This is a genomic window from Acinetobacter sp. SAAs474 (assembly GCF_032823475.1).
Classification (GTDB): domain Bacteria; phylum Pseudomonadota; class Gammaproteobacteria; order Pseudomonadales; family Moraxellaceae; genus Acinetobacter.
In genome coordinates this window covers 169,998-181,862 of record NZ_CP127915.1, presented here as the reverse complement: position 1 = coordinate 181,862, position 11,865 = coordinate 169,998, and the positions used below count along the sequence as shown (strand labels likewise).

The 11,865-nt window shown below is 38.8% G+C and carries 9 protein-coding genes; 7 read left to right on the top strand and 2 right to left on the bottom strand.

What is annotated here, in order from left to right; translation table 11 throughout:
- Positions 1 to 191: 191 nt before the first annotated feature.
- Positions 192 to 518 (bottom strand): thioredoxin, encoded by a 327-nt coding sequence (gene trxA, locus QSG86_RS01865; protein ID WP_317029951.1) that lies wholly within the window; start codon positions 516 to 518, stop codon positions 192 to 194.
- Positions 519 to 943: 425 nt separating this feature from the next.
- Between trxA and ppx the strand changes: the two genes are divergently transcribed.
- The 5 genes from ppx to QSG86_RS01840 are packed head-to-tail and all read left to right on the top strand — an operon-like array spanning position 944 to position 6,057.
- Positions 944 to 2,464 carry an exopolyphosphatase gene (ppx, locus tag QSG86_RS01860; RefSeq protein ID WP_317029950.1) on the top strand — a complete coding sequence of 507 codons (1,521 nt, stop codon included), beginning with the start codon at positions 944 to 946 and terminating at the stop codon, positions 2,462 to 2,464.
- Between the two features lie 32 nt (positions 2,465 to 2,496).
- Positions 2,497 to 3,321 carry an acetyl-CoA carboxylase carboxyltransferase subunit alpha gene (locus QSG86_RS01855; RefSeq protein ID WP_317029949.1) on the top strand — a complete coding sequence of 275 codons (825 nt, stop codon included), beginning with the start codon at positions 2,497 to 2,499 and terminating at the stop codon, positions 3,319 to 3,321.
- Complete coding sequence (gene tilS / locus QSG86_RS01850) at positions 3,258 to 4,607, top strand: tRNA lysidine(34) synthetase TilS (protein ID WP_317029948.1); 1,350 nt, start codon at positions 3,258 to 3,260, stop codon at positions 4,605 to 4,607. The genes QSG86_RS01855 and tilS overlap by 64 nt, the downstream gene beginning before the upstream one ends.
- A 23-nt stretch (positions 4,608 to 4,630) precedes the next feature.
- On the top strand, positions 4,631 to 5,461 hold the full coding sequence (gene proC, locus QSG86_RS01845) for a pyrroline-5-carboxylate reductase (RefSeq protein WP_317029947.1): 831 nt from the start codon (positions 4,631 to 4,633) through the stop codon (positions 5,459 to 5,461).
- A gap of 26 nt (positions 5,462 to 5,487) precedes the next feature.
- Complete coding sequence (locus QSG86_RS01840; protein WP_317029946.1) at positions 5,488 to 6,057, top strand: YggT family protein; 570 nt, start codon at positions 5,488 to 5,490, stop codon at positions 6,055 to 6,057.
- A gap of 99 nt (positions 6,058 to 6,156) precedes the next feature.
- Here the strand turns inward: QSG86_RS01840 and polA are convergent, their stop codons facing one another.
- Complete coding sequence (polA, locus tag QSG86_RS01835; protein ID WP_317029945.1) at positions 6,157 to 8,922, bottom strand: DNA polymerase I; 2,766 nt, start codon at positions 8,920 to 8,922, stop codon at positions 6,157 to 6,159.
- 158 nt (positions 8,923 to 9,080) lie between these two features.
- Here polA and QSG86_RS16640 point away from each other — a divergent pair, with 158 nt between their 5' ends.
- Both QSG86_RS16640 and QSG86_RS01830 read left to right on the top strand, forming a co-directional pair.
- A complete protein-coding gene (locus tag QSG86_RS16640; protein WP_410487437.1) occupies positions 9,081 to 9,575 on the top strand; it encodes a hypothetical protein in 495 nt (164 codons plus the stop codon).
- A 36-nt stretch (positions 9,576 to 9,611) separates the two neighbouring features.
- A complete protein-coding gene (locus tag QSG86_RS01830) occupies positions 9,612 to 11,795 on the top strand; it encodes a DUF2339 domain-containing protein (RefSeq protein ID WP_410487436.1) in 2,184 nt (727 codons plus the stop codon).
- The last annotated feature ends 70 nt before the right edge of the window (positions 11,796 to 11,865 follow it).

Below are 11,865 nucleotides of genomic sequence, written 5' to 3'. Positions count from 1 at the left end.
TTGTTTAAAGAGAAATGTGAAAAACAATTTCTGTTGCCGAGCGGCATTTATGTGTTGTGTCGTATAAGAAAATGAGGGATTTAAAAGCCTTTTTTCTTGATAAAGCAATATAAGAGAGATTGAGTGTTTTGTCAAATATTCAGCGAAAAAAATACGCTATTTGATATAGCGTATTGAATGCTTTGTTCAGTTTAGATATTTTCTTCAATAAATGCAGTTAATTTTGACTTTGGTGCAGCACCGACTTGCTGTGCAACGACTTCACCATTTTTAAACATCAGTAATGCTGGAATATTACGGATATTAAAATTCACTGCTGTTTGTTCACATGAAGTGACATCTACTTTAACAATTTTAACTTTGCCTTCATATTCAGCTGCCAGTACTTCAAGTACAGGTGCAATCGCTTTACATGGTGCACACCAGCCTGCCCAAAAATCAACCAATACAGGAATTTCAGATTCTAAAACGTCAGCTGTAAAGTTGGCATCAGTAGTATTTACGATATTATTCGACATAAGCGTGCTCCAAGAGATTTAATAGGATGAAACAATAAGGGGCTGTTGACAGGTCCCAAAAAATTTTATTTACCTCATCTTGGACTTCACTTTAAAACTCGAAAATGATGTGGTTATTTCCGTTGGGTTTGATGAGGTGACCAAGAATCAGTTTGAATCTAAATGATTACTGAAGTGTTAACAGACCCGATGAATCGCCTAGTATTACACAGTCATCTTTAACTTCACAATCTGGTGTATCAGTTAAATTTTCCTCCTTTCGTTATTTTTTGTCTAATTGATGCTCACGATAATGCTCATCGTGTAACACAATTGTCATTTTTGCCATAAAAATGCTCATGATGTAAATTGTATAAAGAAATGCCTTTTAAATTGTAAAGAGGTGAATTAATCTAGGCACAACTTTGTATAGGTTTGTTGAAATAATGTCTGATTTTTTGATTGATGAAGAGTTGCTTGCAGCCATCGACATGGGGTCAAACAGTTTCCATCTGGCAATTGCACGTGTGGATCATGGCGAAGTCAAAAAAGTGGCTTCAATGTCAGAAAAAGTACAGTTGGCAGCAGGGCTAGATGAAAATAATAATTTAACTGAAGCAGCACAGCAAAGAGGCTTAGCTTGTTTGGCCCGCTTTGTCGGCCGTCTCGGTTCTGTTCAACCGAAACGATTAAGAATTGTCGCAACAAATGCATTACGACAAGCAAAAAATGGTCATGAGTTTATTCAAAAAGCTGCAGAAATTTTACCTAAACCGATTGAGATTATTGCAGGGCGTGAAGAGGCTAGATTAATTTACTTGGGGGTTTCCCATACCATGGCGAATAGCGGTCGTCGTTTGGTGATTGATATTGGTGGGGGATCTACAGAATTAATTATTGGCGAGGAATTTGAACCTATACATACCGAATCCTTACAAATGGGTTGTGTTGCCTTTACTAAAGCTTATTTCCAAGATGGAGAGATTAGCCCAAGTCGGTTTGATAAAGCGATTGTTGCTGCACGTAAGGAATTATCGGGTATTGCCACCACCTATAAAGTTGAAGGCTGGGATACTGTTGTTGGATCAAGTGGTACCATTAAAGCATGTCGTCAAATTGCAGTAAATATGGGCTGGAGTAATGATCAAGAACAATTAACACGTGAAGGCCTAGAGAAATTAAAAGATAAAATTTTAAAATGTAAGCATATTTCAGAAATTGAATTTAATGGTTTAAAAGAAGATCGTCGCGCTGTTTTACCTGCAGGAGTTGCGATTTTATATGCCATATTTGATGTATTAGAGCTAGATGCTCTGGTCTATTCAGATGGTGCATTGCGTGAGGGCGTCATGTATGACTTACTTGGACGCTTTCAGCATGAAGATATTCGTGATCGTTCAGTACATGCACTCATGGGGCGCTATAATGCAGATACAAAACAAGCTGAACGCGTTGTTAAAACAGCGCAGCATTTATTTGACCGCGTAGAACATGTATTACATTTAAATAATGATGATCGTGATTTGTTACGTCGTGCCGCATATTTACATGAGATTGGCCTAGCAATTAGCCATAGTGGTTATCATCGTCACGGTGCTTATTTATTACAGCATTCCGATATTGCTGGTTTCTCACAAATTGATCAAAATCATTTGTCACATTTGGTTGCACATCACCGACGTAAATTGCGTAATGATTCTAAAATTGATGTGATGAAAGTGGGTGGTAGCAAATTAGTTTATCTTTGTCTATTGCTTCGATTAGCAGTTTTAGTCAATCACAGTCGTAGTGATGCGATGCTTCCTGCCATTGAATTAAGTGTGGTGAATGAGCAACAATGGCAACTTAAAGTTTCTGGTGATGCAAAGCAATGGCCTCTATTAATTGCAGAGCTGTATGATGAACAAATACAGTTTAAGCATTGGGACATTGAATTGGAGATTCAGTCGGAACAATTCATCCATTAACGTATGGTTAGTTTAGGGATAGTGGTCGACCTATGAAAAATAAAGCAGCTCAATCAAAAGCATGGGCAACAGTTCAAATTGCACGTCATCCTGAACGTCCGCAATTTTTAGATTACGTGGGTGAGATTTTCACAGAGTTTGACGCGTTGCATGGTGATCGCTTATTTGGTGATGATGGTGCAATGGTCGGAGGTTTGGCACGTTTTGATGGTCAGCCAGTCATGGTAGTTGGTCAGCATCGTGGACGTAGTACACGTGAGAAACTAAAACATAATTTTGGTATGAGTAACCCTGAAGGGTATCGTAAAGCACAGCGTTTAATGGATATGGCGGAACGTTTTAATCTGCCGGTCTTTACTTTTATTGACACTATGGGTGCTTATCCTGGTGTTGGTGCAGAAGAACGTGGCCAAGCTGAAGCGATTGCGACCAGTTTAGCGCAAATGTCCAATCTTAAAGTGCCTGTAATTGCAACAGTCCTTGGCGAAGGTGGTTCAGGTGGTGCATTGGGTATTGGTGTTGCAGATCGTGTGATTATGTTGTCACATAGTATTTATTCAGTGATTTCACCAGAAGGTTGTGCCAGTATTTTATGGAAAACTGCCGATAAGGCAGAACAAGCCAGCGAATCCTTAGCTTTAACGGCAGATAAGCTGAAAAAAATTGGTATTATTGAACATATTGTGGATGAAGGTGAGGGAGCTCATTTACATCCGGAAGATGTCATGCAAAGTTTGAAAGCAGTACTGAAACAAGCACTAGATGAATTGCAACCGATGGATGCGAAAGATAGATGCGAAGCACGTTACCAACGTTTGATGAAGTTTGGAAGCGACAATTTAGGACTCACGTCTTAAGTAAACTTCAACACTTTTCTAAAGCAACACATGTTTTAATAGGATGTAGTGGTGGCATAGATTCTATGTTACTACTGCATCTATTGTCCGCTTTATATCCAGATAAAGTACGGGCAATTTATGTGGACCATCAATTACAGGCACCGAGTCAAGCATGGGGTACATTTGTTGCAGCGCAATGCCAGCAACTGGGTATTCCATGTATTATTGAGCAAGTTCAGGTTGCTTCAGGAAATTTAGAACAGCAAGCAAGAACAGCACGTTATCAAGCTTATCAACAACATCTTGGGATAAACGATGTCTTGGTTTTGGCGCATCATCAACAAGATCAAGCTGAAACAGTCATCCTTCGATTATTGTCAGGTAGTGGCGTAACGGGTTTAGCTGCGATGAAAGCCTATGAAAAAAGAAAGACCATCACGATATGGCGACCTTTATTGTCGTTGACGCGTGAGCAAATTTGCCAATGGGCAGCACAATTACAGATTGAACATGTGGTAGATCCCACCAACACGGATTTGCATTATGATCGTGCTTGGTGCCGCGAAGCTTTATGGCCATTATTACAACAGCGTTTTCCTCAAATGCAACAGGCATTAAATCGTAGCAGTTATTTAATGCAGGATGCCGAAGAAATATTGCAGCAAGTTTTACAACAAGATTTGACGGCGTGTCGGATTGATACGGGCTTAGATTTAACTCGTTTGGAAAAATTATCACTGGCTCGACAACGTCAGTTACTTTCGGCTTGGATGAAAGGTGACGATCAATATCGTCCTTCATTGGCGATGGTAGAGCGACTACAAAAAGAAGTGATTGCCTCCAAGCATGATGCACAAGCCAAACTGCATTGGAATCGGCATTATTATTTGCGTTATCAACAGCAATTATATCGGATCCCAGTTGAGACTTTTATTGTTCAAGAGCAAACCTTATCCAATATGATGATTCAATTTGTATTAAATCAATCATATACGCTGTTATCAGGTCAATACAATATTGAAACGGCTACCATAGGGCTGAGTTTTGATCTTTTAGAACAACCACTACAGTTAAATGCTCGAGTGGGGGGAGAGAAAGTACATTTATATGGTCGTATTGGAACATGGCCATTAAAGAAAGCAATACAAGAAGCACAAATTTTGCCTTGGCAGCGACATACAATTCAAATATTGAGCGTAGATAATGTTATTCTAGGCATATTCACACCGAAAGGATTTTGGTTAGCTCAATCTCCATATTGTGAAACGGGTGGCTGGCAACCCCATTGGGTTGCTCCAAAATAAATACTCAACGATGAGCACGAAAGATGAATGCAGTACTAAATTGTAATATTACGTTTATTGGTGGTGGCAATATGGCTCAAGCCCTAATTGGGGGATTGATTGCACGTGGCTTACCGCCCACTCGTATTACAGTTTCAGATCCAGTGGAAAAAGTACGTCAATTACTTCAAGAAAAAAATGTACAGGTCACTGATGACAATATTGCCGCGATTCATGATGCCGATATTGTTGTATTTGCAGTCAAGCCACAAGCATTGTTAACGGTATTACAACCCTTACATGGTTTATTGGAGAATAAACTGGTAGTATCCATTGTCGCTGGTGCGGAAATTTCCACCATTGCAACACTTTTGGCAACAGACAAGATTGTGCGTGTAATGCCAAATACACCTGCTTTGGTTCAGACAGGCGCGCATGGTTTATATGCTACTGATGCCGTGAGTGCTTCAGATCGTGAATTGGCAAGCCAAATTTTAGCGGCAACAGGATTAACACTCTGGGTAAATAGCGAGGCGCAAATTGATGCGGTCACAGCTGTATCAGGTTCTGGTCCAGCCTATTTTTTCTATATGATGGAAAGTATGATTCGTGCTGGTAAAAATCTAGGTCTGGATGAAAAAGTTGCGACCGCTTTGACATTACAAACAGCATTAGGTGCTGCACAAATGGCGATTACCAGTGCAAATTCTCCTGCTGAATTACGTAAGAACGTCACTTCACCGAATGGGACCACTCAAGCGGCAATTGAAGTGTTTGACCGTGGTCAAATTTCACAAAATATTCAAGCTGCTTTAGCCGCAGCAAAAATGCGTAGTCAAGAACTGGCGCAAGATTTAAGTGAAAGCATTAAATAATTAAATTTTTGTAGGAAATTTTTAATATGGGTGCAAATTCTGCGCTAATTTTTACCATCATCATTAACGTAGCGATTTTGCTCGTATTCTTCCGTTTTTTAATGCAACTTGCAGCAGTAACACCCTATAATCCTGTGGTGCTTTCGACTGTAAAAGCGACGAAAATAGTGGATATTTTTGGTCGAATTTTTCCCACAGTGGCCAAAGGACGAGTAAATCTTGCTGCATTGGTATTATTGATTGTACTGTATTTGCTCAAAATCTTTGGGATGATGTACTTATCAGGAGCGATGCCAAATAGTCCAATTCATTTATTGATTTTGACGTTTGTATCCATGATTCAAGATTTAATTCGTTTTTGTCGATATTTAATTTTTGCCACAATCATTTTGAGTTGGGTAGTGATGTTTACTCAGTCACGTTCTCCTTATATAGAAGTCGTTCAAGAGCTTGCTGAACCGTTATTGGCACCATTTCGTCGTATTTTACCGAATATGGGGATGATTGATTTATCACCAATTTTAGCCTTTTTAGCATTATATGTGATTGAAATGATAATGAATGAAGTATCTATTGTTTTATTGACAGGTTTGTAATATTACATCAAAAAAAGGGGCGCAAAATGCGCCCCTTTTTTTGATGATTTTATTTTACTTTAAGTAATTTCAACCATGATCTGAATCATCTATCGATATTTAATGTGCTTGATCCCAGTTATGACCCTGACCGACTTCTACAATTAACGGTACTGATAAATTTAATACGGATTGCATCACAGTTTTTAATTGCACAGTCAGTTCTTCAGCATATGCAGTATCAACTTCAAATACCAATTCATCATGTACTTGAAGCAGCATTTGTGCATGATCTTTAGGAAGAATTTGATCAACTTCAATCATGGCCATTTTAATGATATCTGCTGCCGAACCTTGTAAGGGTGCATTAATTGCAGCACGTTCAGCCGACTGTTTGATCATTTTATTGTTGGCTAAAATATCAGGCGTATATAAGCGGCGGCCTAAAATTGTTTCCACAAAGCCTTGTTCACGTGCAGTTTGGCGCGTACGTTCCATATAGTCATATACACCCGGATAACGCCTAAAGTACTGTGCAATATAGGCACGAGATTCTTCACGAGAAAATCCAAGTTGACGAGTTAAACCAAACTCAGACATACCATACAGTAAACCAAAATTAACGGCTTTCGCTTGACGGCGTTGATCAGCAGTGACATCTTCTATGGCAATGCCTAATACTTCTGCTGCTGTACGACGATGTACATCTTGTCCATGATTAAATGCATGTAGTAATGCATCGTCTTGGGAAAAATGAGCCATCAGACGCAGTTCAATTTGTGAGTAATCGGCTGCGAGCAATACACGATCTGGTGGTGCAATAAAGGCTTGACGAATTTGTCGTCCAATTTGTTCTCTAATTGGAATATTCTGTAAGTTTGGATCCGTTGATGATAAACGTCCAGTGGCTGTTAAAGCTTGGTGATAACTGGTGTGGACACGATGGCTGTTATTATTGGCTTGTTTTGACAATCCCTCAGTGTAGGTACTTTTGAGCTTGGCTAAACCACGATAATGTAGGATTAATCCAGTAATAGGATGTTCAATTTTTTCTAAAATATTTTCACTGGTACTATATTGGCCGGTTGCCGTTTTTTTACCCCCTTTTAAGCCCAGTTTTTCAAATAAAATTTCACCCACTTGTTTTGGTGAAGCGACATTAAACTCTTCACCTGCCAGTTCAATAATTTCACTTTCTAGTTGTTGAATCGTTTTGCTAAATTCCTCACTAAGCTGATCTAAAAATGCTAAATCAAGCTGAATTCCATTTTCTTCCATTTGGGTGAGAACACGAGCAACAGGCATTTCTACATCATGCAGTAATTTGAGTAGTTCTGGATATGGCTGTAACTTTGCATGCAGTACTTCATATAAACGATAAGTGACATGAGCATCTTCTGCTGCATAATGTGCAGCAGTTTCAATATCAATTTGATTAAACGTTTTTTGTTTTGCGCCTTTTCCAGCCACTTGTTCATAGGTAGTGGTCAGATGACTGAGGTATAAACGTGCTACATCATCCATACCATGACGTGTTGCCACGGCATTAAGTACATAAGAAGCCAACATAGTATCGAAATACCAGCCTTGCAGTTCAATGCCATGATTTTTTAAAACATGTGCATCATATTTTAAATGATGGCCAATTTTTTTAATCTGATTATTTTCTAAAATAGGTTGAATTTGTTGTAAAATATCATCGCGATTAAGCTGTGTCGGTGCACCTTCATAATCGTGTGCTAAAGGAACGTAATAGGCGTCTTTGGCATCAAATGCTACAGAAAAACCGACAATTTTTGCAACACGATAATCTAGACTGGTGGTTTCAGTGTCAAAAGCAAATTGTGTTGCTGTTTGTAAGCGTTCGAATAGCGTTTGCCAATCCTGCTGTGTCAGGATGGTATGATATGTTGCTTGTCCTAATTGATCATCAATACTGCTTATGGTCGCTTGATCGGTGATGGCATCCGTAGTCTGAGATCTGACTTCTTGATGAATGGCTTTCGTCGTTTGCTTATAAGCTGGATGATTTGGATTATTAGGATGATCGAGTGATTGTAGTTGATTACGAAACTCTAGTTCAGTATATAAATCACGTAATGCATCGATATTTGGCTCTTGTAGTTTTAAATCCTCATAGCCAAATGTTAAATCTAAATCACAAACGATGCTGGCGAGCTGATGGTCAAGCGTAATCCCTTCCACATTTTCTTTAATATTCAGGCCAACTTTACCTTTAATTTTATCTACATTTTCTAAAATACCACCAATTGAACCATATTCAGTCAGCAATTTGGCAGCTGTTTTAGCTCCTACACCAGGTACGCCCATAATACCATCGGATGCATCTCCCATTAGTGTCAGATAATCAATAATTTGATTTGGCCAGACCCCAAATTTTTCAAACACGCCGTTCACATCTAAAGGGCGCTCTTTAAAACTATCTTCTAAGGTTATTTTTTCACTCACCAATTGTGCCATATCCTTATCACCAGTCGAAATCAGGACTTGGTGGCCTAATGCTTCAGCACGTTTAGCCAGTGTACCGATGATATCATCAGCTTCAGCACCAGGAAGCATATGTAATGGAATACCTAGTGCACGAATAAGCGCATGTAAATAAGGGATTTGCTGTGATAGTTCTTCAGGCATACTTGGTCGATCACCTTTATAGATAGGAGAAAGTTCATGTCTGAAAGTAGGCTCTGGCGTATCAAAAATGACGGCAATATGTGTCGGTTGGGTACGACGTATTAATTTTTGGATTGCTGAAATAGCACCACGCACGGCATTGGTATGTAAACCGCTTGAAGTGGTTAATGGTGGTACGGCATGATATGCACGAAATAAAAAGTATGAGCCATCGACCAAGACAAAAGGTGGCATTGATTGATTCCTTATCCAAATAACAGCAATATTGTACGTGATTTTTTGTGATCTGGCAGAAACATGATGATGCAATCCGTAATCAATAGGAAATAAGTCTTTATACAAGAATATACAGGTTATGATCCACTAACCCAGAATAAGGCAAGTATGAAAATATGTTGAAGGGAAACATTGAAATTCGAATTATCTGGCTAATGGCTTTAATGATTGCTGCAGGTACGGCTTGGTTTTTAGAGATTAAAGCCATGACTTATCTCTGTGGTTTAGCTGTGTTGCTAAGTATCATGCAATATATGGATGCATTTGCTCGACAAATTGATCATTTGCCGCAAAATGTACCTGTTTCAATGCTTCAAACGACACGATTACCTTTATACCTTTGTTCATTACTGATTGTGTTGGGTGGAGTGATGGGGTGGCAATGGGTTGTCGTACTGGGCATAACCGCGTGGATTTATTTTCTGTTAAGGTGGTTAAGGCGTCTAGAATATACGCTATTGCAAATACAGGCCAAATTACAACATAACGATAGCTCTGCTATTGCGCTCACTCAGCCGAGCCATGATCAGCAATTCATAGCACCATCTTCACAGTCCAGTCCGCTTTCATGGTCACTGTTACAACAAGTTAAGCAATGGATTTTTATTTGAAATCCAGTACTTAAAGTTGCAGTCTTGATTTTGCTGATGGGGATTATTCTATTATTACGTTTTGCTGTTGAACATTGGCAATTTAGTTTGGCTGTACAACTAGGCCTGCTCGCTGGGTTGAGTCTTTTGGTTGTGTTATTGGGTTATCGTATCATCATCAAAAATAGAAGTTTTGCATTGGCTTTACAAGCACTTGGCTTGGCGGCTTTATTTCTGAATTTATGCTTTGCATATTATAGTCTGATGATTGCTGATTTTTGGATTGCCAGTATTTGTTTTGTGCTCATTATGGCTTTAACCATTGCTCTTAGTTTAAAACAACGTGCAGTTGAGCTGGCGATTATGGCCATGATCGTGGCCTATATAGCACCCTTCACGTTGCCATTAATCACTGCGAGTGCAAGCGAATTTTTAAGCTATTACTTGGTGATTAATATAGCTGTTGCTGCTTTAACGACTTGGCAACCTTGGAAATTTTTAAATCAAATTGCCTTGTTGATGACATGTAGTTTAGCGGGTGGTTATGCCTTTATATACGGTGATATTGCACAGCGTCCGCTATTGACTGTTTTGGTATTGATGCATGCTGCGATCTTTATCTGGTTGGGTTTTCGATTTAGTCAGTTATCTATAAAATCAGATATTAAAGCATCTGCATATGATCCAATTCTAGATTTTGCGCTGATTTTTGCTGCACCTATCTTGGCATATGGCTATCTTTATTTGATGTATCTCAATCAAATGTGGTGGCAAGCCGGTCTAAGTCTACTCTTTGCCACTGTTTTTGCCATTTTGTATAGCGTGGCATTAAAACAAAAATTGATGCCATCGATTGCACAATGCTATTTAAGCCTGATGCAAATTTTCTTGGTTCTTATTCCCCCGATTTTATTACCGGATAGTTGGCGTATTGCAGGTTGGGCCATTGAGGGATTGGTTATTTTTATTTATGCCTTATATCAAAATATAGCAGTCAGTCGTTATCTGGCCATAGGATTACTCCTGATGGCTGGCGTGTCAGGTCTACTTTATTTAGATCAATATGATTATTTTGCCAATGGCATGTATTGGATTTTGGCATTTTGTTACTTTTTAGCGGTATTAGTTGCATACTTAAAACAACAGTTTTATCGTCAATTGAATCTATGGTTGATCATTTTTCTGGCGATATCGATGTTGTCAGCAACCTTGCTATTATGGATTTTATTACAAGATCAACTGAGTGGGCCATTGACCACAATTTATACCTTATTATTATGTAGCCTACTTTACGTGATATTTAATGCGCTATTACAGCGCCATACCGTATTTTGGGGATGGTTGCTTGCCAAGTGGGTTGGCGTAATTCCATTATATCTATGTGCTCTAATGTTAATTTATACACGAATGCAGCATGGTATTCTGCTATGGCAATCACCATTAGAACAATATGGCGTATTGTTGACAGGAGGATTGCTAAGCTATTTATGGTGGGGGCCTGCATTAAATACTCAAGCTGAAAAAGAATGGCTAAGCTTGGGAATGTTTTCGAGTTTGGCTTTTGCTAGTCTAGCGATTATTCCTTCTTTTCCTTATCTAAGTATTGCGATATTGCCGTTGATATTTTGTATCTATTGCTATTGGCAAAGACGACATGTCAGTTGGCGTATATTCTGTGAAGCCAAAATGACTTTAGTGTTGATGATGATTTGGCTCATTAGTTCATCATTACTATCCACTCAAAGTTTTCAATTGTACTGGATGCCTGTTTTTAACCCATTTGATTTAATGAGCATCGCCATATTTGTAATATTGATTTTGATACTATTATTACAAGTTAAAGCGGGATTAGATCAAGGTATTGCAGCAGTTACAGCAGCTTTAGCTTTATTATGGTTAAGTAGTTATCTTGTATTACGTGCTTTACATGTTTATTTGGCAACGCCATTTAATCAGGTATCTATTTGGTCTGATGCCACGATTCAGTTAAGTCTCACTTTATTATGGGTTACGTTAGCTTTTGTGATTATGTGTGTTGCGAGTCTGAAAAAAATTAAAACATTATGGCTATTTGGCGGTGGGATTTTAGTGATGGTCAGTTTGAAACTGGTGCTATTTGATTTATCTCATACAGCGACATTAATGCGTGTTATTTCTTTCTTAGCTGCAGGTTTTGTGATGCTGTTAACCGCCTATCTTGCACCGATGCCAATCAATACAGTACAACATAAAGCAGATTAATCTGTTGCGAGATGATATTTTTCTTTATAGCAACGAGCTGCTATAGATGACTGATATGGTTATATTTGAT